26 protein-coding genes, 1 other RNA gene, 1 pseudogene and 1 riboswitch are annotated in these 25,595 nt (G+C 42.5%); of the genes and pseudogenes, 24 read left to right on the top strand and 4 right to left on the bottom strand.

From position 1 onward, the window contains the following. Nucleotides 1-51: 51 nt before the first annotated feature. The 6 genes from gpsB (at nucleotide 52) to AC623_RS12125 (ending at nucleotide 5,431) form a co-directional block, all read left to right on the top strand. Nucleotides 52-369, top strand: coding sequence for a cell division regulator GpsB (gpsB, locus tag AC623_RS12145; protein WP_049662827.1), 318 nt, complete (start codon nucleotides 52-54; stop codon nucleotides 367-369). 74 nt (nucleotides 370-443) lie between these two features. Continuing rightward, an RNA gene (gene rnpB / locus AC623_RS21110) (RNase P RNA component class B) lies at nucleotides 444-838 on the top strand. A gap of 109 nt (nucleotides 839-947) precedes the next feature. Further along, nucleotides 948-2,090: a THUMP domain-containing class I SAM-dependent RNA methyltransferase gene (locus AC623_RS12140; protein WP_049662826.1), complete on the top strand. Its 1,143-nt coding sequence runs from the start codon at nucleotides 948-950 to the stop codon at nucleotides 2,088-2,090. A 261-nt stretch (nucleotides 2,091-2,351) separates the two neighbouring features. Beyond that, the gene (locus tag AC623_RS12135; RefSeq protein ID WP_049662825.1) at nucleotides 2,352-3,188 is read left to right on the top strand and encodes a cytochrome c oxidase assembly protein; all 837 of its coding nucleotides are present in this window, start codon (nucleotides 2,352-2,354) and stop codon (nucleotides 3,186-3,188) included. A 131-nt stretch (nucleotides 3,189-3,319) separates the two neighbouring features. Next, a riboswitch (purine riboswitch) is annotated at nucleotides 3,320-3,421 on the top strand. Nucleotides 3,422-3,542: 121 nt separating this feature from the next. Beyond that, entirely contained in the window at nucleotides 3,543-4,127 is a 585-nt protein-coding gene (locus tag AC623_RS12130) for a xanthine phosphoribosyltransferase (protein WP_049662824.1), read from the top strand. Beyond that, entirely contained in the window at nucleotides 4,124-5,431 is a 1,308-nt protein-coding gene (locus AC623_RS12125) for a nucleobase:cation symporter-2 family protein (protein WP_049662822.1), read from the top strand. Before AC623_RS12130 ends, AC623_RS12125 begins: the two co-directional genes overlap by 4 nt. Before the next feature lie 177 nt (nucleotides 5,432-5,608). Here AC623_RS12125 and AC623_RS22335 read toward each other — a convergent pair. Further along, nucleotides 5,609-5,752, bottom strand: a pseudogene (locus AC623_RS22335) (SF0329 family protein); the annotation flags it as partial. A gap of 594 nt (nucleotides 5,753-6,346) precedes the next feature. On the opposite strand from AC623_RS22335, the gene AC623_RS12120 reads away from it, so the two are divergent. The 5 genes from AC623_RS12120 (at nucleotide 6,347) to AC623_RS12100 (ending at nucleotide 12,352) form a co-directional block, all read left to right on the top strand. Next, complete coding sequence (locus AC623_RS12120) at nucleotides 6,347-9,988, top strand: dynamin family protein (protein ID WP_049662820.1); 3,642 nt, start codon at nucleotides 6,347-6,349, stop codon at nucleotides 9,986-9,988. After that, entirely contained in the window at nucleotides 9,969-10,196 is a 228-nt protein-coding gene (locus AC623_RS12115) for a hypothetical protein (protein ID WP_331456996.1), read from the top strand. The genes AC623_RS12120 and AC623_RS12115 overlap by 20 nt, the downstream gene beginning before the upstream one ends. A gap of 16 nt (nucleotides 10,197-10,212) precedes the next feature. Next, nucleotides 10,213-11,049: a sulfurtransferase gene (locus AC623_RS12110; protein WP_231603494.1), complete on the top strand. Its 837-nt coding sequence runs from the start codon at nucleotides 10,213-10,215 to the stop codon at nucleotides 11,047-11,049. A 98-nt stretch (nucleotides 11,050-11,147) separates the two neighbouring features. Beyond that, the gene (locus tag AC623_RS12105; RefSeq protein ID WP_049662818.1) at nucleotides 11,148-12,059 is read left to right on the top strand and encodes a 5'-3' exonuclease; all 912 of its coding nucleotides are present in this window, start codon (nucleotides 11,148-11,150) and stop codon (nucleotides 12,057-12,059) included. A gap of 20 nt (nucleotides 12,060-12,079) precedes the next feature. Then, a complete protein-coding gene (locus tag AC623_RS12100; protein ID WP_049662816.1) occupies nucleotides 12,080-12,352 on the top strand; it encodes a DUF6123 family protein in 273 nt (90 codons plus the stop codon). A gap of 31 nt (nucleotides 12,353-12,383) precedes the next feature. Here the strand turns inward: AC623_RS12100 and AC623_RS12095 are convergent, their stop codons facing one another. Together AC623_RS12095 and AC623_RS12090 are read right to left on the bottom strand one after the other, a co-directional pair. Next, nucleotides 12,384-13,289 carry a DMT family transporter gene (locus tag AC623_RS12095; protein ID WP_049662814.1) on the bottom strand — a complete coding sequence of 302 codons (906 nt, stop codon included), beginning with the start codon at nucleotides 13,287-13,289 and terminating at the stop codon, nucleotides 12,384-12,386. After that, complete coding sequence (locus tag AC623_RS12090) at nucleotides 13,286-13,678, bottom strand: reverse transcriptase-like protein (protein WP_331457018.1); 393 nt, start codon at nucleotides 13,676-13,678, stop codon at nucleotides 13,286-13,288. Before AC623_RS12090 ends, AC623_RS12095 begins: the two co-directional genes overlap by 4 nt. A 908-nt stretch (nucleotides 13,679-14,586) precedes the next feature. Between AC623_RS12090 and AC623_RS12080 the strand changes: the two genes are divergently transcribed. Next, the gene (locus AC623_RS12080) at nucleotides 14,587-15,240 is read left to right on the top strand and encodes a reverse transcriptase-like protein (protein ID WP_049662810.1); all 654 of its coding nucleotides are present in this window, start codon (nucleotides 14,587-14,589) and stop codon (nucleotides 15,238-15,240) included. A 30-nt stretch (nucleotides 15,241-15,270) separates the two neighbouring features. Further along, nucleotides 15,271-15,450 carry a zinc-finger domain-containing protein gene (locus AC623_RS12075; RefSeq protein WP_049662808.1) on the top strand — a complete coding sequence of 60 codons (180 nt, stop codon included), beginning with the start codon at nucleotides 15,271-15,273 and terminating at the stop codon, nucleotides 15,448-15,450. Nucleotides 15,451-15,491: 41 nt separating this feature from the next. Here the strand turns inward: AC623_RS12075 and cspD are convergent, their stop codons facing one another. Next, nucleotides 15,492-15,692 (bottom strand): cold-shock protein CspD, encoded by a 201-nt coding sequence (cspD, locus tag AC623_RS12070; RefSeq protein ID WP_041096853.1) that lies wholly within the window; start codon nucleotides 15,690-15,692, stop codon nucleotides 15,492-15,494. A 251-nt stretch (nucleotides 15,693-15,943) separates the two neighbouring features. Here cspD and mntR point away from each other — a divergent pair, with 251 nt between their 5' ends. From mntR to AC623_RS12015, 11 genes are all read left to right on the top strand, one after another. Further along, nucleotides 15,944-16,363 carry a transcriptional regulator MntR gene (gene mntR / locus AC623_RS12065; protein ID WP_049662806.1) on the top strand — a complete coding sequence of 140 codons (420 nt, stop codon included), beginning with the start codon at nucleotides 15,944-15,946 and terminating at the stop codon, nucleotides 16,361-16,363. A 199-nt stretch (nucleotides 16,364-16,562) separates the two neighbouring features. Further along, on the top strand, nucleotides 16,563-16,976 hold the full coding sequence (locus AC623_RS12060; RefSeq protein ID WP_049662805.1) for a hypothetical protein: 414 nt from the start codon (nucleotides 16,563-16,565) through the stop codon (nucleotides 16,974-16,976). Between the two features lie 118 nt (nucleotides 16,977-17,094). Further along, nucleotides 17,095-17,772 carry a class I SAM-dependent methyltransferase gene (locus tag AC623_RS12055; RefSeq protein ID WP_049662804.1) on the top strand — a complete coding sequence of 226 codons (678 nt, stop codon included), beginning with the start codon at nucleotides 17,095-17,097 and terminating at the stop codon, nucleotides 17,770-17,772. 11 nt (nucleotides 17,773-17,783) lie between these two features. Next, entirely contained in the window at nucleotides 17,784-18,308 is a 525-nt protein-coding gene (locus AC623_RS12050; RefSeq protein ID WP_156187039.1) for a hypothetical protein, read from the top strand. A gap of 24 nt (nucleotides 18,309-18,332) precedes the next feature. Then, entirely contained in the window at nucleotides 18,333-20,216 is a 1,884-nt protein-coding gene (locus AC623_RS12045) for an ABC-F family ATP-binding cassette domain-containing protein (protein ID WP_049662802.1), read from the top strand. A gap of 70 nt (nucleotides 20,217-20,286) precedes the next feature. Continuing rightward, the gene (locus AC623_RS12040; protein WP_049662800.1) at nucleotides 20,287-21,414 is read left to right on the top strand and encodes a conserved virulence factor C family protein; all 1,128 of its coding nucleotides are present in this window, start codon (nucleotides 20,287-20,289) and stop codon (nucleotides 21,412-21,414) included. A 14-nt stretch (nucleotides 21,415-21,428) separates the two neighbouring features. Next, entirely contained in the window at nucleotides 21,429-21,863 is a 435-nt protein-coding gene (locus tag AC623_RS12035; protein ID WP_049662799.1) for a BrxA/BrxB family bacilliredoxin, read from the top strand. A 124-nt stretch (nucleotides 21,864-21,987) separates the two neighbouring features. After that, nucleotides 21,988-22,800, top strand: coding sequence for a class I SAM-dependent methyltransferase (locus AC623_RS12030; protein WP_049662797.1), 813 nt, complete (start codon nucleotides 21,988-21,990; stop codon nucleotides 22,798-22,800). A gap of 5 nt (nucleotides 22,801-22,805) precedes the next feature. After that, complete coding sequence (locus AC623_RS12025; protein WP_049662796.1) at nucleotides 22,806-23,762, top strand: thymidylate synthase; 957 nt, start codon at nucleotides 22,806-22,808, stop codon at nucleotides 23,760-23,762. Between the two features lie 215 nt (nucleotides 23,763-23,977). Further along, entirely contained in the window at nucleotides 23,978-24,997 is a 1,020-nt protein-coding gene (locus AC623_RS12020; RefSeq protein WP_049662794.1) for an STAS domain-containing protein, read from the top strand. An 83-nt stretch (nucleotides 24,998-25,080) separates the two neighbouring features. Further along, nucleotides 25,081-25,566: a dihydrofolate reductase gene (locus tag AC623_RS12015; protein WP_049662793.1), complete on the top strand. Its 486-nt coding sequence runs from the start codon at nucleotides 25,081-25,083 to the stop codon at nucleotides 25,564-25,566. Nucleotides 25,567-25,595 lie beyond the last annotated feature (29 nt).

Genomic DNA, 25,595 nt, shown 5'->3' with positions numbered 1-25,595 from the left:
TTGAAAAAATAAATGAAACATGGTTTGGAATATATTGAGGTGATGACGGGAATGTTATCTAATAAAGTGAAACTGACTGCAAAGGATATTTTAGAAAAAGATTTTAAAACCTCTATGAGAGGATATAATCCAGATGAGGTTGACCAGTTTCTTGATTTAATTATCAAGGACTACGAAGCATTTCATCAGGCAATTGAGGAACTTCAACAGGAAAATCTTCGCTTGAAAAAGCAAAGTGAAACAACAATGCGCCGTTCCCAGCCGGCCCCTGCTCCCCAGCCGGCCGTTGGCTCTACAAACTTCGATATCTTGAAACGATTATCGAATTTAGAGAGGCATGTATTCGGGGATAAGCTGTATAACGAATAGCTTTTTCGGTTTTTTTGAAAAAGCTATTGCATTTATTAGTGTTTTCCTATATAATAGTGCAGATGACAATAATAGCGTTCGGGTAATCGCTGCAGCTCATTGGCTGCAGAGGAAAGTCCATGCTCACACGGTGCTGAGATGCCCGTAGTGTTCGTGCCTAGCGAAAAAGTAAGCTAGGGCAGTTCGGCTTCGGCTGGATTGACGGCAAGGAAAATGCCTAAGTCTTCGGATATGGCATGACTACTTTGAAAGTGCCACAGTGACGTAGCTTTATAAGAAATTATAAAGGTGGAACGAGGTAAACCCCGCGAGTGAGCAACCCAAATTTAGGTAGGGGCACTCTCTTTAAGGAAATGAACGATAAGAGGGGCGGATGTTTCAGAACGTCCGCAGATAGATGATTACCACCGGAGTACAAGATCATCCCTGATCGCTTGCAGTACGATGGTACAGAACATGGCTTACAGAACGTTATTATGGGATATAATTGCACAAGCTCTCCTTTATGGAGAGCTTTTGTTCTATACGGATGTTTTTTTTATAATAAATACATAATTTTAAAAAGTGCAGGTGATTAGATGTCAACCTATACATTAATGGCCACGGCAGCGATGGGGTTGGAGTCGGTAGTGGCGAATGAAGTAAAGAAGCTTGGCTATGAATGCCGGACAGATAATGGAAAAGTCATTTTTCAAGGGGATGAATCGGCAATCGCCCGCTGTAATATGTGGCTGCGAACGGCAGACCGTGTAAAGATCATTGTTGGCGAGTTCAAGGCGACAACATTTGATCAGCTATTCGAAGCAACAAAAGCTTTGCCGTGGGAGCAATACTTACCGAAAGAAGCAGAGTTTCCAGTGCAAGGGAAATCGGTAAAGTCTACTTTATTCAGTGTTTCTGATTGTCAGGCAATCGTTAAAAAAGCGATTGTTGAGCGGTTAAGAAGTAAATATAAAATTCAAACATGGCTGCAGGAGACCGGCCCGTTATTTAAAATTGAAGTATCTATATTAAAAGACAAGGCAACATTAACGATTGATACGAGTGGTGCGGGACTGCATAAAAGAGGTTATCGTATTGCCCAAGGCGGCGCTCCGTTAAAAGAAACATTAGCGGCAGCCCTTATTCAGCTGACCAATTGGCAGCCTGATCGGCCGTTCGTTGATCCGTTTTGCGGTTCTGGAACGATTCCGATCGAAGCAGCGTTGATTGGCCAAAACATTGCACCGGGATTTAACCGGGAATTCCTCTCAGAAGCATGGCACTGGATCGGTGAAGACGTATGGGAAAACGCCAGGGTAGAAGCGGAGGATCTAGCCAACTATGATCAGCCGCTTGATATTGCAGGAAGTGATATTGACCATCGAATGGTAGAGGTTGCACAGAAGAATGCTTTTGAAGCAGGGCTCGCTGATTTGATCCAATTTAAGCAAATGAATGTAAAAGACTTTTCTTCTACAAAAGAATACGGAGTCATCGTTGGGAATCCTCCTTACGGCGAGCGTCTTGGAGATCGGCCGGAAGTCGAAAAAATGTATCGGGAGATGGGACAGGCGTTTGCTGATTACGATACATGGTCTGTGTATATGTTGACTTCTCATGAAGGGTTTGAAGAATTTTACGGCAAAAAAGCAACCAAAAAGCGTAAGCTCTTCAACGGATTTATCCGGACAGACTACTATCAATACTGGGGAAAGCGCCCGCCAAGAAATAAAGACTAAGGGAATGCCTGGCCGGAGCCTTTACAAGATAGTCTAGAAAAGTTGAGAATCTTTGTTAAAATAGAAGAAACAATCAAAAAGAGGCTATGAACAATGACTCGCTTTTTTGTTATCTGTCTGCAGTGTGAAGGATAAGGCTCCTTGTCAGGCTTCCTATTTCAAAGGACAGCAGCCTGATTGTATAGAGATAGACTTTGTTTACATTCTGAATATAGATAAGGAACATAGTTTAATTATTTATAACAACGGGAGGACAATCAAGTGATCGGAAATGTTGTTTCTGATGCTAATTGGTTTCAGCTATGGGGAGTAGGCTATCTTATTTTCTTGGGGCTATTATCTTTTCTATACAGAAAGTTAGCTTCTTCCGGTAGGTATACATTTAAACGGATGCACCGGTTTTATTTTTATTCGTCTTTAATGTTGTTTTACATCTTCGTAGGCAGTCCGTTCGCTGTAATCGCGGCAGAAGACTTATTTAGCGCGCATGTCGTCGAGCTAATGGTTATGCTTTTTGTCGTACCGCCGCTGTTTGTGTTAGGCTTGCCAAGAGAGTTTTTGCGCTCTTTCTTTTGGTCTTATCGGATGAGATTTGCTTTAAGGTTGTTTACACATCCGTGGGTAACAGCTTTATCCTTTAACTTGCTCTTGTCTATTTATCTTGCACCGGATGTTTTTAATTTTCTGCAAAAACATACCGTGCTGTTGTCTATGACCCAATTCATTATGCTGGGGGCCGCATTTTTAATGTGGTGGACGATTATTTCTCCGCTGCCTGAGATTAGCCGTCTATCTGAATCGATACGGGTGATGTATGTTTTTGTAGCTTCTGTGCTATTATTGCCAATTAGCATCTTCTTGCTCGTTGGGGATAGTCCTTTTTATGACGTCTATACGCAGGGCCAGCAGTTGTTGCCTAATTTGACAGCTCTTCAAGATCAGCAGCTCGCAGGCGGGATGCTTAAAGGAATTCAACTCACTTCTTATGGGATTGCTCTCTTCCTGCTTATTTCAAAATGGGCAAAAAAAGAGGAGGAGCCGGATGATGATTTTCCCTTCTATCCCGGACAAGCAATGAACTACCCGATTAAAAAATAAGGGAGCAGCTGGGTCGTGACTAGCTGCTCCCTTGGTATTTGATCAAAAATTCCGAATAATTAAAGATAAAAAAATAAAAATGTTCGTAAATAGCATTGAAATTCTAATTTATGCTGATATAATAAAGAATACAATTAAACGTAACATTCGCTCATATAATCGCAGGAATATGGCCTGCAAGTTTCTACCGGATGACCGTAAATCATTTGACTATGAGTGAGCAGTGGAAGGGCAGTCTTTCTTGTTGCCTTCTCAAACCCAAAGGGCATTGCTTCACTCAGTAATTGAGGAATGACATGATCTTTTGGGTTTTTTTCTGTCCCAAAGGTCAGAAAAGATTGAGGAGGACACAAAATGAAGAGTTTACAAGAAAAAATTATAAAAGATGGTAACGTGCTTTCAGATCAAGTATTGAAAGTAGATTCGTTTCTAAATCATCAAATCGACCCTAAGTTAATGAAAGAGATCGGTGAGGAATTTGCCAGCCGCTTTGCGAATGATAAGATTACGAAGATTTTAACGATTGAATCAAGCGGGATTGCGCCAAGTGTGATGGCTGGTCTTGTGCTTGGTGTACCGGTCGTCTTTGCGAGAAAGCGTAAATCTCTTACGTTAACACAGGATCTCTATACAGCAGATGTCTATTCCTTTACGAAGCAAGAAACAAATCCAATTGCTGTTTCCAAGTCTTTTATCACGAATGAGGATCGTCTGTTGATTATTGACGACTTCCTTGCCAACGGACAAGCTGCCTTAGGTTTGTTAGACATTGCTGAACAAGCGGGTGCTTCTGTCGCTGGAATCGGTATCGTCATTGAAAAAGCTTTCCAAGATGGCGGCAATTTGCTTCGTGAGAAGAATGTAAGAGTAGAGTCTCTTGCAAGAGTGCAATCGCTTGAAAATGGTAAAGTCACATTTGCAGAAGGAGCACTCGTATGAAACCTTCTAAGTTAAAAACAGCTTCATTAGGCTTTCAGCATGTGTTAGCGATGTATGCCGGAGCTGTTATTATCCCGTTGATCGTTGGGAATTCGATGGGGATGACACCTGAGCAGCTCACCTATTTAGTGTCGATCGATATCTTCATGTGTGGAGTAGCGACTTTCTTGCAAGTATGGAAGGGCCGCTTTGTCGGAATCGGCTTACCTGTTGTGCTGGGATGTACATTTACAGCTGTTGGTCCGATGATGGAAATTGGTGAGAAACACGGGCTGTCAGCGATTTATGGAGCCGTACTGGCTTCAGGGATTTTTGTCTTATTGATTTCATCTTTCTTCAGCCGGCTCGTTCGTTTCTTTCCGCCAGTCGTTACGGGATCGGTTGTGACGATTATTGGGCTTACGCTCATTCCAGTGGCGATGAATAACATGGCTGGCGGGCAAGGCAAACCAGACTTTGGTTCGGCTTCTAATATTATTCTAGCGTTTACTACTTTATTTATTATTATTGCTTTATTCCGTTTTTTCAAAGGGTTTGTGCGTTCGATTGCTGTATTGATTGGCTTGCTGGCCGGAACCGTCATTGCAGTATTTATGGGAAAGGTGGATTTTTCACCTGTACGAGATGCAGCGGTTGTTCATATGGTGCACCCTTTTTACTTCGGCTGGCCGACATTTGAGTGGTCATCTATCATTACAATGATTCTTGTAGCGGTAGTAAGCATGGTAGAATCAACAGGTGTGTACTTCGCTGTTTCTGATATTTGTGGTGAGAAAATTAATAAAAAAGATATTGCGAAGGGATACCGGGCAGAAGGATTAGCTTATACACTCGGCGCCATCTTTAACGCTTTTCCTTATACAGCGTTCTCACAAAACGTGGGACTCATGCAATTATCCGGGGTGAAATCCAAAACGGTGATTTACTATACAGCTGGTTTTTTAGTTGTTCTTGGTTTAGTTCCAAAAATTGGTGCCTTTACAACGATTATTCCGAATGCTGTTCTCGGCGGCGCTATGGTAGCTATGTTTGGAATGGTGGTCGCTCAAGGAGTTAAAATGCTGAGCCGGGCGGACATGGCTTCTCAGGAAAATTTATTAATCATTGCTTGCTCAGTCGGCATGGGTCTAGGGGTAACGGTCGTGCCGGGATTATTTGCTGGTCTGCCATCCAGTGTGCAAATTTTAACGAGCAATGGCATCGTCGCAGGCAGTCTGACAGCTATTTTCTTGAATATTTTATTTAATGAATTAGGCAAGAAAAGTAAGAAGGTTGTACCGTTAACAGGATCAAAAGTTTCATAAGAACGTTGATGATATATTTATAAGAAAGAGCAGACACTTAATGAGGGTTGTCTGCTCTTTTTTCGTTGAGAACATACCGGTTATTGAGCAGAATCTTTTTTCCGCTTTAATAAGAGATTATATTCCTTCAGCTTGACACCGCAAGCGATAGAAGCATTGAATTAATTCCTTTTCTTGTTAGACCATATCCGATGTGATGGTGCACACATTTAAAACCTCTTGTTTATCAACAGTAATAAAGGCCTTTCCTGCTTCATCATGAGCTCTGCAATAATTTGTGACTGCAAATTGAATTTTCTCTTTCAAAGGGTCACAGATAAAGCTCTCTAATCTTCACTTAATTTTATTTCATTGCTAGTTCCCCAAACTTTCACTTTCCTTTTATAAATACAGAATCAAGTAAGGATGGTTTGCTCAGGCTTCTGTTCATTCTGCTGAAAACAATTTATATTTCTGCAAGAAGAAAGAATCGTTTTTCGTATATATTTAAAAAAACAGAAAAAATTAAAAATGGAATTGAAAATCATTATCGTTCATGCTAAGATGTAAATGAAGATGAAAATTATTCTCAACCACACAAAATTCAAAAAGGACGGTGCTCTTCATGGTTTGGATGTTTGTAACGGCGACAGTTGTAGTATACGGAGGCGTAATGAAATATGTAATGGGCCACGTCGGCAAACCACAAGCACCGCACAGTTGATTAATAAATGAAGGTCTATCATTAATTAGCGCGGAAAGTGTCCGCCTGCAGGGATCATGAACAACCAATAATTAACAAATTGATACATTCCATAATAAAATCAAAGAAGGCTGCTGATGCCTTCTTTTTTTCGTATGGGAAAGTGGACGAAAATCGTATACAATAAAAGAAACTTGCAATAGATGAGAAACTTATATAAGGAGACTTACAGAATGTCAGTAGCAGCTATTCAGCAATCGATGACCCAAATGATTTCTAAAACAGTCGGGCTTTTTGAGACGTTTCAACAGGCCGGTGATGAAGAAAGAGCCGAAAAAGCCAAATTATTTTTAAAAAAATTACACGATGAAGAGTTTATCGTTGCCTTTTGCGGGCACTTCTCTGCGGGAAAGTCAACGATGATCAACGAATTGACCGGAGAAAGCCTGTTGCCGTCAAGTCCGATTCCGACAAGTGCTAATCTGGTGAAAATCCATCATGCATCCGAAGATTTTGCGAAAGTCTATTATAAAGACAAGCAGCCGCTTCTTTTTAAGGCGCCGTATCGTTTTGAGAGAGTGAAAGAGTTTTGTAAAAATGGGGAAGAAGTCGAAGCGATTGAAATTGGCCATAGTAAATCCAACCTGCCAGCAGAAGTAACAGTAATGGATACACCTGGGGTTGATTCGACAGATGACGCTCACCGTATTTCAACCGAATCTGCTCTTCATTTGGCAGATATGGTGTTTTATGTGATGGACTACAACCATGTGCAGTCAGAATTGAATTTTATTTATACGAAAGAGCTGCTTGCACATGGAGTCAAGCTGTATCTCATTATTAATCAGATCGATAAGCACAGGGAAGAAGAGCTTTCATTTGAAGAATTTAAGCAATCCGTCTATACGTCCTTTGCTGCTTGGGGAGTGAAGCCGGAAAGGTTTTTCTTTACGAGTTTAAGAGAGCGTTCATTACCTGGAAATGATTTTGAAGAAGTAAAATCCCTAATCCAGGAAAGTATGACAGACAGAGAAGAGCTTTCCCTTCGCTCTGCTGAAACGATGATGAATCGACTCGTTAGCGAACATCTCGCATGGCTGAAAGAAGAGCAGGCTGGAACGAAGGAAGAGCTCTTACATGTGCTTGGTGATCATTGGAATGAAGAAGAAATCGTTGAAAAAGAACAGCAGGCAAAAGAACAGCTTGACAAACGCGATGCGAAAGCACTTGTCCGTGAATTAGAAGAGTCACGGGATAAAGTGCTGCAAAATGCTTACTTAATGCCTGCTTCTACGCGCGAGTTGGCAAGAGAATTTTTGGAATCTGTCCAGCCAGGTTTCAAAGTGGGGATGCTGTTCAGTAAAAAGAAAACAGAAGAAGAGCGGCAAAGAAGGCTAGAGCGCTATCTTGCTGATTTAAAGGAAAAGACAGAGACGCAGCTAGAATGGCATTTGCGTCAGCAATTAAGCAGTTGGCTCAAATCGAGCGGACTGAACGATGATGAATTGCAGCTAGAGGCAGAAGAGCTGGCGATTCCTGTCGATGAACAGTTAGTTATGAATACAGTAAAGTCAGGTGCGATGGCAACCGGTGATTATGTTTTGACTTACACGGATGATGTTGCAAGCCAACTGAAAAAGAGAGCCCGTACTTTGACGGATGAAATAAAAGAAAAAGCAGCTGAACGGATGGAAAGACGCTTTGCAGCGGAAAAGCAAGAATTGCAGGCTAGATGGTCAACATGGCACGAAAAACTCCAAGCTGTTCAGCAGCTAGAAAGCTTAAAAGCTGCCGCTAATGAAAGACAGCAAACGCTTCGCCGGCTATTAGCAGAAGACGAGGTCAGCATTCCTTCACAGTATGAAACGTTCGTGAAGCAGTGGGAGGAGCAGCAAAATAACGTAACAATTTTCGATGAAGCGTTAGCTGCAGAGCTTGTGGCACCGCCAGCTGAAAAGAAAGAAGCAGAAGTAGAAAACAGAACAGCCTCTGTTGAAAAAGCGGCGGTCACAGTAAGTGACATAGCATCCCGCTTAAAGGAAATGAGTGGGAAGCTCGCAGGTATTCCGGGATTCCAGCGTTTCATTGACGGCCTAAAACAAAAAGCGGACCGTCTAGAAGAGCGGAAATACACCATTGCTTTGTTTGGTGCCTTCAGTGCTGGTAAATCTTCCTTTGCGAACGCGATGCTTGGTGAAAAAGTGCTGCCGGTTTCTCCAAATCCAACGACGGCAGCTGTTAATCGCATTCATCCGCCTAATGATCAGCATGGGCACCGGACAGCTGCGGTCCATTTAAAAACAGAACAGCAGCTGCTAATTGATTTACAGCAATCATTGCAATTTTTTAATAAAACAGTTCAATCGCTTGCTGAGGCGTATAAAATGATCCCGAATTTAGGGCAAAACAATGGAGGAGAAGGCCGTGAAAATATTCATTTATCTTTCTTGAAGGCTTTCCATGAAGGTTACCAAGACTATAAAGAGAATCTCGGCCAAACGCTTTCTGTTGATTTGCCTGCTTTCCAAGGGTTTGTCGCTAACGAAAAACAAAGCTGTTTCGTTGAATCAATTGATTTGTATTATGATTGTGAATTCACACGCCAAGGTGTTACCCTTGTTGATACACCGGGGGCCGATTCCATTAATGCCCGGCATACAGGTGTTGCTTTTGAATATATTAAAAACTCAGACGCTATTTTGTTTGTGACGTATTACAACCATGCCTTTTCAAAAGCGGACCGAGAATTTCTTATCCAGCTTGGGCGTGTCAAAGATGCTTTTGAACTCGACAAAATGTTCTTTATTGTGAACGCGATTGACTTAGCGAGCAGTGATGAAGAAGTGGATGAAGTGATTCAATATGTAAAAGATCAGCTTCTTCAATACGGTATTCGTTTCCCGCGTATTCATGGCGTTTCTAGTCTAAAGGCGATCCAAGAAATCGAGCGGGGAGAGCTTGATCATCCTCACTCCAATTTGCGGCCATTCAAGCAGGAGTTTCAGCAGTTTTTAGAAGGTGACTTGGCAGAAATGGCGATCCAGGCGGCAGAAGCCGAGCGGGTACGCGGATTAGAACAGCTTCGTCAATTAATTGCAACCGCAAAAGAGAATCGGGATAATCGTGAGCAGAAAAAAGAAGAACTCGAAAGCCAATTGAACGAAATTAGCCATTATATAAAAAATGAAGCTGTTCAATTAATTGAAAAGCGGATGACCCAGGAAATAGATGAGCTTGTTTTTTATTTAAAACAGCGTGTCTTCTATCGTTTTTCCGACTTCTTTAAAGAGGCCTTTAATCCGGCAGCCTTGAACGGCAGCCGTCCGATTAAAGCGGCGTTAAGTGAAGCGATGAAAGAGCTGCTTGAGGCGGTAGGCTATGACTTAGCCCAAGAGATGAGAGCGACGAGCCTTCGTTCGGAGAAGCAAGCTCATAAGCTGCTGACGGAAAAACATGAAACGATCAAACTGCACTGTCAGTCCGTTCAGCCACAGCTGCAATTTTCTGCGATTGAATGGCCATCAAGAGAAACACCAGAATTTCCGACTGCCTTTGGAGAAATGGCACCCGAAGCATTTAGTGACGCTTTATCGATCTTTAAAAATGCAAAGTCTTTCTTTGAAAAAAATGAAAAACAGTTGATGCAGGAGACTTTGCATAACCGCTTATCAGATCTAACTGATCAATACTTAGCGACAGAAAAAGACAAGTTGAGCAGATGGGCACTCGAAGAAGCAACAGAAGGTATGAATTTAATGAAAGAAACAGCGGCTTCGGATGTTGAAGAACAATTCACCGCTTGGCTGCAAGTGCTCAACGAGGCGGAGAATATTGAAGAATGGGAGCAGACACTCGTTGAATTGGAGCGACCGTAAAAAAGAAATCATCAACCATTTTCATGCCTGTGCCACTTGTCGGCATTTTCAGCCGTCGAAAACAGAGGAGGGGATGCGTTATGATTGCACCCGTCTACAGTATGAAACGAAACCTCACTATCAATTTAATTGTTGGGATCCGAAAGACAAAGTCGTAAAGCTGTTAAAAAAGAAACTCGATCAATTGCTTGGTCCTGATGACGAGTGAAAAAGGAGAAGAAAGCGTGAAGTATATCCATTCAATTAACTGGTTATTAGAGCATTTAGATGATCCGAATACTTGTATCGTGGATTGCCGTTTCAACTTAGCAGATCCTGATGCTGGTGAGAGAGCATATAAGCAGGCTCACATTCCTGGTGCTTTCTATGCTCATCTTGATCGAGACCTGTCTGGGGGAAAAGGTGTTCACGGCGGGCGGCATCCTCTCCCTGATCTACAAGTTTTTCAAAAGACGGTAGAAGCTTATGGGATTACGGATGAAACAGTCGTTATTGCTTATGACAATGGTGATGCAATGTTTGCCGGCCGTTTCTGGTGGCTGCTGTCTTATATAGGTCATCAGCATGTATACATTTTGGATGGCGGTTTTTCCGAATGGGAAAAGCGAAAGCTCCCTGTTTCGGTTGAGATTCCCGTTCCGAAGCAAGGGCGCATATCGCTGAATGTGCAGCAGGACTGGATTGCTTCTATTGAAGATGTGAAGAAGGCAGCACTTGAAAAGGGAGGAGCCATTCTTATCGACTCACGGGCACCTGAGCGGTATGCTGGAAAAGTAGAGCCGCTTGATCGGGTGCCGGGGCATATTCCTACTGCTGTGAATTATTTTTTCCAAGAGGGGCTTAACGGTTCATTATGGAAAACGGCAGAGGAACAAAAGGAACGGTTTCATGAATTGAACCCAGCTGATCCGATCATTGTGTATTGTGGTTCGGGTGTTTCCGCTACTCCCAATATTATAGCGTTAAAGCAAGCTGGCTTTCAGCATGTCCGCCTCTACGCTGGCAGCTATAGTGATTGGTCCTCTTATGAAGAGCTGCCGGTAGAAAAAAAAGACCATTAAGTGTACAGCCCGTCTCGTTGTGAACAGCGAGGCGGCTTTTCTTTTGTTTTTGCTCAATCAACAGAGGAGTTATGATAAAATAATAGCGAGGTGACAAAATGAATAAAAAAGAACATTTGCTGCTTATAGATGGTATGGCCTTACTTTTTCGGGCCTTTTTCGCGACTGCGGTGAGCGGCCAATTTATGGTGAACTCCAAAGGAATGCCAACCAACGGGGTCCAAGGCTTTATGAAGCATGTGCTTACAGCGATTGAATATATGAAACCAACCCATGCAGCAGTATGCTGGGATATGGGCAGCCAAACATTTAGAAATGACTTGTTTTCTGATTACAAATCGAATCGGCAGGCACCGCCTATTGAGCTCCTGCCGCAATTTGATCTGGCTAAAGAAGTAGCCGGTTCTTTTTTGCTGCCTAATATCGGGGTAAAAGGCTATGAGGCAGATGATTGTATTGGTACGATTGCCAAGCAAGAGCACAAGGAAAGGCGAGTCACGATTTTAAGTGGAGACAAGGATCTTTTACAATTACTTGATGACAATATTGAAGTAACACTTCTTCAAAAAGGATTTGGCAATTATGTAACATATACAGAAGAGAGCTTTGCTGAACAATTTTCCATAACCCCTAGACAATTTATTGATGTGAAGGCCCTCATGGGAGATCCGAGTGACGGCTACCCAGGAGTAAAAGGCATCGGTGAAAAAACCGCATTCAAGCTTGTAAGGGAATATGGCACCATTGATGGCATTCTCGCAAATATTGAGCAGCTGACTCCTTCACAGCAAAAGAAAATGCTCGAAGGAATGGACATGCTTCAGCTGTCACGGCAGCTTGCCGAGATTCATTGCAGTGTACCGTTAGTTTGGAATATTAAAGAAGCAGATTGGGAAGGAATTGGAAGAGGGGCGGAACAGGCCGTAGAGGAACTAGAATTAAAAGTAGTGCGCCGCCATTTGATCCAAATGAAAGCCTCAGCCGTCTATGCAGAGGACCCATTTGCTTAACGTTCAAGGTGGGAACTTAAGTGAAGAAAGAACAGGTGCTGACTGATTATTTACTTAGATTAGAAGAAAAAGGCTTCCGTTTTTCCGATGAAATGATTGCCTTTATTTATTTCGGCAAGGCCTCGACAGATGCTTCAGATCTATTAGTGATGGCGGGTATTGAAGTCACTTTGAAAGCACAAAAAGAATTTGACGGCAGCTTTTTTCTATCCTTGTTGGAATGGTTTAAAGAAAAAGGGATAGCAGATCGAGAGACCGCCCTTCGTTTTGCTCATTCGGCAGGCTTATTATAATGAAAAACCGTCCGGATGACCCTGGACGGTTTTATGATTTATTTGCAGCAGATCGAAAACCAAACAGCTTTTGAACAGGAATTTCTGCTAACAGCATGCCGATGAAAATGAAGGCACAACCGGTTAGTCCGGCTGTAGTGAGTCGTTCATCTACCAATAAAAAGGCTGTTAACGCACCGAACACAGGCTCCATAGCTAGAATAAGCACCACTCTCGTTGGAGTAGTAAACTTTTGAGCGGTTGTCTGAATGAAAAAAGCCAGAGCTGTAGCTAAAAAGGCCGTAATAAGCAGAGCATTCCAAACAGCTGGATTTAGTAAGGTAGAAGCAGTTAAAGCAGATTGCCAGTCTTCGAGCAAAAAACCGCCTAAAAAACATAAAATAGAAACCGTTATAATTTGTACAGCTGTTAGGGCCAGCGCAGAAGAAGACTGAGTGTAAGCATCCGTAAAGATGATGTGAAAAGCGAAACCGAATGCACAAATTAACACGAAAAAGTCGCCAATGTTCCATCCGCCCGCTCCGCCTGCTGTCAGCAAATATAGACCAGCAGCGGCTGTCACGGAGCCGATCGCTGCACCTGGTGAGGGTTTCTTTTTTAAGAGAGCGAGAGAAATAAGCGGCACAAGAACAACGCTTAATCCTGTAATAAAACCTGTTTTAGAAACAGTTGTATATAAAAGGCCGATCGTTTGAAAGGCATAACCGATGGCAAGACAAATACCTAAGATGATCCCATGCTTCCATGTTTTTGCCGTAAGCTGGGCAGTTTCTTTTCGAAAGAAAATAATGGTAAAAAGCAGGAGAGCCGCACATAAAAAGCGAATACCGTTAAATAATAACGGCGGCAAAAGCTCAATAGCCTGCTGCACAATAACGAATGTCACGCCCCAAATGAGAGCAACAAACAATAAAGAAAGCTCGGAGGCCCATTTCATCGCTTCTTGGCTCCTTTGTTTTGCTGAACAGCCTTACGAGCAAGTCCGTCTGCGCGATTTTCTTTGCTGGGGATCCATTTTACGAAAAAGAGCGGAAACTCTTTTGATAACGATAGAATTTCATGTAATAACGGTTTGTAAATTTCTTTATGTATGTATTTCTTTTCAATAGCCTGAACCACTGTTTGAGAATCGCTGCGCAGGGAAACAGTAGCTGCTTGTCTTTCTTTTAACAGCTCCAGCGCTTTAATAACAGCCAGAAACTCCGCTTCGTGTGTATCCCTTACACCAAGCGGGAACGAATAACGGTCAACACGGGCACCATCTTTAATAAAAACGCCTGCCCCTGCCCATCCGGGAGACCCGGTGCTCGCTCCATCTGTATACACCTCAAACAATTGAATCCCCCCCTTTATGTTCATATCAATAAATTTTACGGAAAAAATAAACAATTTGCAATAAGAAAAGCGAAGCCGACTGCTTTGCCCCGACAAACATAAGACGAAATGGCGAGGAGGCGTTCTTCAGCTACATAGTCAGATCGGCTTATGACCTCGAGGGGCAAGGAGGCATAGCTGGACAATAAGAAAAGCGGAAGGCGCTCGTTCAGTGCGATAGGAGGTTGGAGAGATTTCTGAGGAAGTCGTTCTTTGACTTCTGCAGAAATCTGGAAACCGCCGTACGCACTAGCGCCTGCAACTGGAGAAGAGAAAAGCGGAAGGCGCTCGTTCAGTGCGATAGGAGGTTGGAGAGATTTCTGAGGAAGTCGTTCTTTGACTTCCTGCAGAAATCTGGAAACCGCCGTACGCACTAGCGCCTGCAGCTGGACAAGAGAAGAGGGAGATCCGCAATAGGAAATTAGAAATTTTGCAGGCAGAAGCGTTTGGCTATAAAGCCAGAAGGGTATCCAATAAAGCTATGCTCAGCTGTTAGTAGACATTTAAAAGAGTGCGTTTGTCGGAAATTTTTTCTTTAAATAGGAAAGGCTATAAACAGTAGCCAATTGCCAGAGACCATGCTGCTGATTTGGCAGTTTAACCTGAATACAGCCGCTTGCAGACTAATGAGTGTCGTAACAGCATCACTATCCCATCTGTCCAAATAGTCGATATAGGACTAAAAATATAGTAAAGTTAACGATAATAACCGATAAAGCCCGACTGTTTGCTGAATGTATAGCACCACATGTTATATGAACAAAATAGCAGGAAAATGTCTGTCTTTATTCATGCGCTTACGCATAACGTACAATATATAAAATCATGAAAACGGGTTAAGAAGAAGGCGGGGAATCGATATGAAAATGAAGATTAAATGGCAATACGAATTTAGAGGAAGAAAAACGGAATTTGAATCAGATTGGATAAGCAAAGAGGCGGTTCTGCCGATTATTGAGGACTTGACGAAAACGGGACGAATGAAAGCTGCGGCGATTATCGATGAGCTTTTAAATGAATGGACGGTTAAAGAATTTACCAAATTAAATAAGAAGCTGGATGAGGAACCGGGAGAAGTAGAAGTGTACTTTGATGGCGGGTACGATCGAGATACGCAAACAGCTGGAATAGGGATTGTTGTTTATTATAAAAAGAATGGAGAGGACTGGCGCTGTCGGGTAAATGAGCAGCTGCTTCAATTAGAGTCCAATAATGAGGCTGAATATGCTGCACTTTATAAGGCAATTGGGTTACTTGAGGAGATTGGAGTTAAGCAAGTGCCAGTGACAATCACAGGCGATTCGCACGTGGTGTTAAAGCAGTTGTCTGGGGAATGGCCTTGCTTTGATGAAACATTAAACAAGTGGTTGGACCGCATTGAACATAAAATGGAAAAACTTCGGTTGACGCCACTTTACAAACCAGTAGACAGAAGGCAAAATAAAGAAGCGGACAAATTGGCGAATCAAGCTTTACAGGGGAATTTTGTGAATAGCCATTCCGTGATTTCCTAGGCGAAAGCTGTAAAGAAAGGTGTGACATACTTGGAGAGAAAACAGCTTATAGCAGAAGTAGAAGAAATTTTGCAGACATATTGTGAAGGCTGTTTGTTAAAAGCCACTTTTCGTAAAGAAAAGGGTAAATCATTTGCCCATAAGTTTTGCATTACAAAATGTACAGTGGGTGAACAACTGAGAAAATGCGGCGAACAGCTGCTTAAATAAAATAAAAAAGCCGGCACATCTTGCCGGCTTTATAAGTTCGATTATAGTTTTACAACGTTAGCAGCTTGAGGTCCACGGTTTCCTTCTACGATTTCAAAAGAAACTTCTTGACCTTCTTCTAAAGATTTGTAACCGTCGCCTTCGATTGCAGTGAAGTGAACGAATACATCGTCTCCGCCTTCAACTTCGATAAATCCGAAACCTTTTTCATTGTTGAACCATTTTACTTTACCGTTTTGCATGTTAATGAATCCTCCTAAATCTTCGAAACACATCTTATCTATATGTGCCCAAATAAAAATATTCATTACAAACAGAAAACTGTTTATAATACGTATAATATACCGAAAAAAGTAAAAATAGTCAAGGAACAGGAAGGGAAAAAAGTAAAAAAATTTCTTTCTTCCCGATTCATAGGAGAAGCTTCGTTATCTTGTATTGAACTCTCTTCTATAGTAAACTTAAATTGATGAGTAAATTCAGGAGGATCCCAATGCCAACACCAAGCATGGAAGATTACATAGAACAAATTTTTATACTAATAGATAAAAAAGGGTATGCCCGCGTTTCTGATATCGCTGAAGCCCTATCTGTCCACCCCTCGTCTGTAACAAAAATGGTGCAAAAACTGGACAAGGATGAATATTTAATATACGAGAGATACCGTGGATTAGTCTTGACAGCCAAGGGGAAGAAAATTGGCAAGCGTCTTGTGGAAAGACACGATTTACTTGAGGAATTCTTACGGATCATCGGGGTAAAAGAAGAGCATATTTATGAAGATGTGGAAGGGATTGAACATCATCTAAGCTGGAACTCTATTGATCGCATTGCTGATCTTGTAGACTATTTCAATGAAGATCCAAAAAGGATTGATACGTTACTTTCTCTGCAGAAGAAGCCGTTAGAATAAAAAGTTGTCCCGCAAACAAACGTGTAGTTCACTGCTGGGACAACTTTTGTTAGTTCTTATTACCTATATACAAACTGCTGCTTTTCTTCTATTATGAATAAAATTAATGAGTCTCCAAGCCTACATAGGAGAATAAACAGGCAAAAAAATCATAAGAAGATAAAAAGCAGAGTGAGTTGAAGGTGAAATGCAGGGGGAAATGAATTTTTATTCTTTAATGAAAAAACTGGATCAGACGTTGACGCTAGAGATAAAAAAAGAATTTCCAGGCGCTCGTTGCGTAGGAGGGAAATACTCGCCAGATACACATTCTATTACCCTCTTTAAGCAGGATATTGCCATTCAATGTGAAAGGCTTCTTGGCTCGTTGGAGCAGCTGAGGGAATATGAATGGATTATCTTTGCACATGAGCTGGGGCATGCTTTAGACGAGGAGCTTGCTGATTTAAGTGTTCGTCTGGAAGAAACAAAGAGCGTGGATATTCTGGCGCAAATTGAATTAAATGCCTGGAGAATTGCAGAGGAACTTATTCCTTTTGTTGATTCTCATTTATTTGCTCGTGTTAAAGAAGAATCACTGCGATACTTTTCAAGAAGTCCGCTAATCAGTTAACGAAGCGATCATTTACATGCAGTAAAGTGAGACCGCCCTAAGTGAAGGGGCGGTTTCATTTATATTGCGGAAAGTTATTTGATTCCCTTACAATGAAAGAAAGCAGGGAGGGATGATGATGGGAAACGAATCATGGCAGCAGGATGCAAAAACGCAGTGGAATGCAAGAGCAGGCGGATGGCAGGCAAAAAGTGCTGATATGTGGGAAAAGGGCAGCCGTAAGGGGGTTTGTTCTTTCTTCGCTCATTACGTCCCGCAAAACAGTCTTGTGGCCGATTTGGGCTGTGGTGACGGCTATGGCAGTTACAAGCTGCATCAAACAGGATATAAAGTGATCGGAATGGACTTATCGACCAAAATGGTTGAATTAGCTCAAAGATTTGAAACAGTAGGATTAACTTTTCAACAAGGTGATTTAGCCAATCTGCCATTTACGGGGGAAGAGCTTGATGCGGTGATCGCTGTTAACTCTCTGGAGTGGACAGAAAAACCATCGCGTGTATTGCAAGAAATTAAACGTGTCCTAAAGCCTGGCGGAAAACTTTGTGCAGCCATACTGGGACCGACGGCCGGCCCGCGGGAAAATAGTTATCACCGTTTAAATGGCGAATCGGTCATTATGAATACCATGATGCCGTGGGAGTTCACCAAATTGGCGTTAGACAGCGGCTTTCAATATATAGCTGAAGAGCATGTATATAAGGGCGGCGTTACGGAAGCAGCAGTCCAGACTTTTCCAGCTGAATTAAAGCAGGCATTAACCTTCTTCACATTATTTATGTTGGAGAAAAAATAATCAGATGTAGTTTGAATAAGCATAAAGAAGGTGTTGATTTGTTTGATCCGACCGCTTTTGATAATATCAAATTCATGATACAGGCCGAAGTATACGATCGGGACCTGGCTGGCCTTTTTCACGTCCATAGCCGGAAGGATCTAGTCGATCTCGCTACACTGAGCCGGGAATCCGTGATTACATTTTCTCTTAAAGACAGTGCTGATCTCCGTGTATCACTAGTTGTTAAGGCAGATCTTGAAAAGCTGGCGGGTGAATTGCTGCCGTCGTCGAATGCCCTTCCAGGTGTATCGCTGCATATTCTATACTTTGGAACGGAGCGGAGTTTGATGGCCGAAAGGATGGATCTGTTAGAGCGGATGTGGGGGACAGAACGGCGCTATGAACGGAAGAAAATTGACTCCGATCAAACAGGAACCACATATGAATGGCACGTTTATTTTGAACGGATTATAACAGAAGAAATGATGGATGAACTTGGTGATTTAATCAGTTTTATTGGAGAGTCACTGCGGACAGTAACGGAGACTGAATGATTTGCAAATAGGGAGAGAAATGAAATGAGAGCACTTACTGTGCAAGACATGACAAAATCGTACGGGGAAAAAGTGCTATTTGACGGGCTGACTTTTTCCATTGCCGAAAAAGAAAGAATTGGTTTAATTGGCGTCAATGGGACTGGAAAATCAAGCCTCTTAAAAATCGTGGCGGGGAAAGACCTGCCGGATAGCGGAGAAATGGTTTCGCCAAACGATTATACAATTGCTTATTTAGAGCAGGAACCGGAAATGAATCCAGCACTCACCGTCATGGATCAAATTTTCTTAAGTGATGCTCCGGTTATTCAGCTGTTAAAGGAATATGAAGGCACATTAAAACAGCTTGAACAGGATCCGCAAGACCAGGAGGTAGCAGAGCGCTTATTTGAGCTGCAAAAGCAAATGGATGCTCTTAATGCATGGGAGGCAAACACAAATGCGGAAGCGATTCTGACACGGCTCGGCATTCCTGATTTCAGCCGGAGGATCGGTGAATTATCCGGTGGGCAGAAAAAGCGGGTCGCCCTCGCTCAAGTATTAATTGAAACACCAGATTTATTAATCCTCGATGAACCGACTAACCACTTAGACTATGAAACGATTGGCTGGCTGGAAGAATATTTGAGCAAGTATCAAGGAGCTGTTTTGCTCGTTACCCACGACCGTTATTTTCTTGATCGGGTAGCCAATAGAATGTTTGAGCTTGATCATGGCAGCTTGTATACATATAAAGGGAACTATCAAGAGTATATTGCTGCCAAAGCAGCACGGGAAGAACAGCAGGCTGCTGAAGAAGATAAACGGCGAAACCTATACCGGCGAGAGCTTGCCTGGATGCGTCGGGGAGCAAAAGCAAGAACGACAAAACAAAAAGCAAGGATTGACCGTTTTGAACAATTGGAAGGAGCGCTTGGTCAAGGACCGAAAAAAGAGCAAATGGATTTAGCGATGAAGGGCAGCCGCCTTGGCAAGCAAGTATTTGAGCTGAAGGATGTCTCAAAATCATTTGAAGGAAAAGTGATTTTAAAAGACTTTAATTTACTTGTAAAGCCTGGAGACCGTTTTGGGATTGTTGGTAAAAACGGCAGCGGAAAATCAACTTTTATGAATTTACTTGCTGGCAAGCTTGAGTTTGATAACGGGGAAATGGTAACAGGGCAAACAGTAAAGATAGCTTATTATACACAAGAACGCACGGATATGGATGAAAGCATGAGAATGATTGCCTATATTCGTGAATCAGCAGAAGTGGTTACCACAAAGACTGGAGAAAAAATTTCCGCTGCGCAAATGCTTGAGCGTTTCCTCTTTCCGATGCATGGGCACGGTACGCCCATTTATAAGTTGTCTGGTGGAGAAAAGCGACGCCTTTATTTGTTAAAACTATTAATGACACAGCCAAATGTTTTGTTGCTCGATGAGCCAACAAATGATTTGGATACAGAAACATTGACTGTGCTAGAAGATTATTTAGAAGAGTTTCCTGGTGTCGTCATTACGGTTTCTCACGACCGTTACTTTCTTGATAAAACAGCAGAACGTCTCCTTGTCTTTGAGGGGGATGGCGTCATCAGTTCGTACTATGGGCTTTATAGTGACTATTTGGCGGAGCAGGCTGAAGCAGAGAAATTGGAAGAGGCACCGGCGAAAGAGCCGAAAGTAGAAGCTGTCCGAGAAAAGCCAAAAAAGAAGAAGCTAAGCTATAACGAGCAGCGAGAGTGGGAGACGATTGAAGCAGATATCGCCAGTATAGAAGCCCGGATAGCGGAAGCAGAGGAAGAACTAGAAGCAGTAGGGAGCGATTTTGAAAAGGCCCAACAGTTAAGTGCAGAATTGGAGCAGCTTAACGAACAGCTGGAACAATTCATTGAACGTTGGAGTTATCTATCAGAATTCGTTCAATGAGCAAAAGCAAGTATCAGCTGTTATATATATGATAGAATGGCGATAAAGAGTGCGAAAGGAGCCATTCATTTTGCGTATTTTAAAGATTGAACCAACACCAAGTCCAAATACAATGAAAGTGATTTTGGATGAGGAACTGTCTGCAGGAAAAAGTAATAATTATAAAGCGGGCGCAGCAGAAGGCGCCCCGAAAGAGATTCAATCGATTCTTTCCATAGAAGGAATAAAGGGTGTTTACCATGTCGCTGATTTTTTAGCGATTGAACGAAATGGAAAATATGACTGGCAAAACCTGTTGCCTCAAGTAAGAGAGATTTTCGGAGAAGCGGTCTCGGGAGATCACGCAGCAGCAGCCAGTGATGAGGCATATGGAGAGGTACAGGCTTCTATCCAAACGTTCAAGGGAATTCCTATTCAATTAAAACTAACGTCTGCTACGGAAGAAAAACGTTTTCCGCTGCCTGATTATTTCATGGCAGCATTCAAAAAAGCACAATTAGCCGATGACAATTATGTGCTTCAACGAAAATGGGAAGACTTTGGCATCCGCTACGGCGACTTGGAGGAAATCGGCAAAGAAACACTTGAAGAAATTGTTGCTGCTTATCCACAAGAACGTCTGGAGGCTTTAGCAGCGGCGGGAGCTGAAGGGAAATCAGCGGCTGAAACGAAACGGCGCGGATTAAAATTAACGATTCCAATGTGGGAAGCGGAGGAAGACTGGCGCCGCCGCTATCAGTGGCTTGAACAAATGGAAGATCCAACAGAAGAAGATTTGCCATTGTTAAAGCTTGCACTCGCTGACAGCAAACCGGCGATTCGTCGTCTGGCCGTCGTCTATGTCGGTATGATTGAGGATAAAAAAGTGCTGCCGCTCTTGTATCAAGGATTAAATGATTCGACCGTAACAGTCCGTCGCACAGCCGGGGATTGCTTGTCTGACCTTGGTTTTAAAGAGGCCATTCCAGTGATGTGTAAAGCACTGGAAGACAAAAGCAAAATTGTCCGCTGGCGGGCTGCCATGTTTTTATATGAAGTGGGGGATGAAACGGCATTGCCGGCTTTAAAGAAGGCGGCAGATGATCCGGAGTTTGAAGTGCAAATGCAGGTCAAGATGGCTCTTGAACGGATTGAAGGCGGCGAAGAAGCAAAAGGTTCTGTGTGGAAGCAAATGACGGAAGCAAGAGAAAAGGAATAAACGGAGGGATAGACATGACAAATGCTTATGAAGAATATATGAAACAAATGGCTGCACCGATGCGATCTGAATTAACGAATGCTGGTTTTAAAGAGTTGACGACAGCGGAAGAAGTGAGTGAATTCATTTCTAGTGTAGAGGGAACAACACTTGTAGTGGTCAATTCGGTTTGTGGCTGTGCAGCTGGACTTGCTCGCCCGGCTGCAGTGCAAGCGACGATGCATGATCCGGCGCCTGATCATTTAGTTACTGTATTTGCGGGCCAGGATCGGGAAGCGACGGCACAAATGCGCGAGTTTTTTGACGGTTACGAACCATCTTCCCCATCAATGGCTTTATTAAAGGGCCAAGAAGTCGTACACTTTGTTCCGAGAGAACATATTGAAGGAAACGATATCGGTTCGATCATCCAGGATTTAACGAAGGCATTTGATCAATATTGTAAATAAAAGGATGTCTTTAGGCGTTTTTCAGGCTGTTGACAAATGTTTTTAATCAGCCTGCGGATATTGAAAATAGACTTTTTTACACTTTTAAGGATGTCTCGAGGCATCCTTTTTTACAGGAGAAAATATGATTGTATCTACATCTGCCCGAACAAATGAACGGCTTGAAGAAAAAGCGAGACAGGCAGCCGTCGAGCTCGGCTGCCCCTTTGTAAAAAGAAATAAACGGTCCGTTGCTTCACTGCAGGCTGAATATGGAGCGGATTGCTTGATTGTAGCCAAAAGCCGGCTGGAGTTTTATGCTTCAGATGCCAATGAGCCTTTTTTCTTTCACCCAAACTCGGCCTCTTTTCGTGTGAAACGGCTGCTGCGAGGAGAAATTGATCCTTTTATTGAGGCAGCTGGCTTACAACCAGGCATCACATTGCTTGACTGTACGCTAGGTCTTGCGTCAGACAGCATTGCAGCCAGTTATATAGTGGGGGCTGCCGGCCAAGTAGTAGGGATAGAGGGGAACCCGGTACTTGCTTATATGATTAAACACGGGTTGAGCGAATGGGAATCTCCTCTGTCTGATTTGAACGAAGCGATGAAACGAATTCACGTAGTGAGCGGTTCCTATCAAAACATATTGAGGTCTCTCCCTAATCAATCATTTGATGTTGTTTACTTTGATCCGATGTTTACGAAGCCAATCCTGGCCTCAGAAGGAATCGCTGGCTTGAGAAAGCTCGCTGTTCATGATGAACTAACAAAGGCAACCATACAGGAAGCCCGCCGTGTTGCCAAACAACGGATCGTATTAAAAGATCATTATCAATCGAGCCGTTTTTCAGAACTGGGCTTCAAACAGCATATTCGACCGACATCGCTCTTTCATTTTGGAACGATAGAAGTGGATGAGAAAGAAAGCAGAGGCAGTGTGACGAACAAGGAGTGAGCAGAATGAGTAAGAATGAGCAGCAATACTTAGATTTGTGTCGATATATTTTAGAGGAAGGAAGAAGAAAAGAGGATCGGACCGGTACAGGAACGATCAGCATATTCGGTTACCAAATGCGATTTGATTTGCAGGAAGGCTTTCCGTTGTTAACAACAAAACGAATTCCGTTTCGGTTAATTGTGAGTGAACTGCTATGGTTTTTAAAAGGTGATACGAATTTACGATATCTTTTACAGCACAACAACCATATTTGGGATGAATGGGGCTTTCAAAAATGGGTCGAGTCAGCTGAGTATAATGGGCCGGATATGACGGATTTCGGAATTCGAAGCCAACAAGATGAGGAGTTCAATAAAGTGTATCAGGAGCAGTTGGCTATTTATCAGGAGAAAGTGCTGCAAGATGATGATTTTGCTCAAAAGTTCGGTGATTTAGGGAACGTATACGGAAAGCAGTGGCGCAGTTGGGAAGGAGCAGATGGCGAAGTGTATGATCAAATTCAATATATTATTGATGAGATCAAACGCAATCCCGATTCAAGGCGTTTACTTTGTAATGCATGGAGTGCCTCGGAAATAAAGAATCAGCAGCTGCCTCCTTGCCATTATGCCTTTCAATTTTATGTGGCAGATGGAAAGCTCAGCTGTATGTTTAACATGCGTTCGAACGATGTCTTCCTGGGACTTCCTTTTAACATTGCGTCCTATGCTTTGCTTACTCATCTAATCGCTCATGAGTGCGGCTTAGAAGTAGGCGAGTTAATTTACACCGGTGCCGATGTTCATATTTATTCCAATCACATTGAACAAGTAGAAAAGCAATTACTAAGAGAGCCACGAGAGCTTCCAACGTTGAAGTTAAATGAACAGGTAAAAAGCGTGTTTGATTTTAGCATGGACGACATAGAGCTAGTCGGTTATCACCCGCATGGTCCCATTAAAGCGCCTGTAGCCGTTTAAACGAATGTTTATTTGAGACAGTGGAATGGAAATGATTCCACTGTTTTTTAATTGCTTCAGACGGTCATTTGAATTTACAATGTGATTGTTGTCACACTATAATGGGGTTACCGATTTCTTTAGACAGAGTAATGGATAGACTGCTTTTTCTTATAATGGAAGCCTTCATTTACTAATATGATGGTGATGACGGAAGATAGTGGAGGTCATTTGAATTGACGAATTACGAGCTAAATGTCCAAGGATCTTTATTTGATTGGGATATCGAAAAGGGAACGATTACATTTGAAAACGATGAAGTAGTTCTATTCTGGGTCAACACGGCTTTTAAAACGCTGCTTGATTCGATTGAAGAGATATCAGGTGAAAAAGCGGCTAAGCTTGTCCTCGAAACGGCAGGATACCGGACCGGAAAAATTGTAAGCAGCTTTTATCTGGAATCAATTGGCGATACGGCAAAAATTCTAGAAAAGCTACCTAATACATACGTAACGGCTGGCTGGGGAGTCACGGAAATTGTATCTTTTTCAGAGAAGGAAAAAACAGCAGTTGTTCGGGTGAAAAATAGCTGGGAGTATAAAATCAATGTAGCACAGGGAAAAGAGGAAGAAGGTACTTTTCTGCCTGGACATTGGGCTGGGGTCCTAAGCGGGCTGCTTGGTGCAAAAATCTGGTACCGAGTTTTAAAGAGCCAGGTCGAAGGGGATGACTATACCGAGTATGAGTTTTTCCCATCTCATATCACTCCTACCTTAAATGTCAATGCAATGATTCAGGAGGAGGAGCAGCGAGCTAAAAGAGGGCTAGAAGAAAGTATTTCAGAGCGGACAAAAATGCTGTCTGACATCATAAAGGATATTTCTTCTCCGATTATTCCGGTTATTGAATCGATCTTAGTTATTCCTTTAATAGGAAAATATGAGGAATTTAGAGCAGAAGAGCTCTTAAATAGAACACTTCTGAACTTGCCTAGGTATCAAGCGTCCTACCTTATCCTTGATTTAACAGGCTTAAAAGGGGTAGATGAATATACGCTGGACTTCCTGCAAAAGTTCGTTCAAGCAGCTTCTTTATTAGGAACGAGTTGTTTGCTAGTTGGAATTACGCCAGAGTTGAGCATGCAAATTGCTCAAAGCGGCTACGAGGTTTCCGAAATCCCTTGCTTTTCAATACTTCAGCAAGGCATTAAGTATGCTTTAGATCAGCAAGGCTTGCAAATTACCAGAAAACAGTGAGCGAATGTTAAAAGCAATAGAAGCCGTGTCCGCTTTTTAAGAGATAGGACAGCGGCAGACCGATTGAGAAAGCAGGTGGCAACATGATTTCTTTTATATGGGCAATGGATGAAAAGGGTGTAATGGGCAAGGAGAATGGCCTGCCGTGGCGCCTTCCAGCAGATTTAAAATTTTTTAAGGAAACGACGATGGGCCATCCTATTGTGATGGGCAGAAGAACGTATGAATCAATTGGCAAGCCTCTTCCTGGCCGCGAAAACATTATAATTACCCGCGATCAGAATTACGAAGCAGCAGGGTGCACAGTCGTTCACTCTGTTGAAGAGCTCGTAGAAAGAGCAAAACGAGAGGAAGAATTATTTATTACCGGCGGAGCAGAAATCTTTAAACAAATGCTTCCTTATGCAGATCGATTATACGTCACTCTTATCTGTCATTCGTTTGAGGGGGACACGTTTTTTCCAGATGGGATTGAATGGGGAGAATGGCAGCTCATTTCTGAAAAGCAAGGCGAAAGAAATGAGAAAAATCCCTATGAGTATTATTTCCGAATCTATGATAGAAAATAGTAAAGTATGTTTGCAGCTTGCAGCCCAAG

Origin of the sequence: Bacillus sp. FJAT-27231 (genome assembly GCF_001183975.1) — a bacterium.
In the GTDB taxonomy this organism is placed as follows: domain Bacteria; phylum Bacillota; class Bacilli; order Bacillales; family Domibacillaceae; genus Pseudobacillus; species Pseudobacillus wudalianchiensis.
Note: the sequence above shows the minus strand (reverse complement) of the source record. Positions and strands in the feature narration are given on the sequence as shown.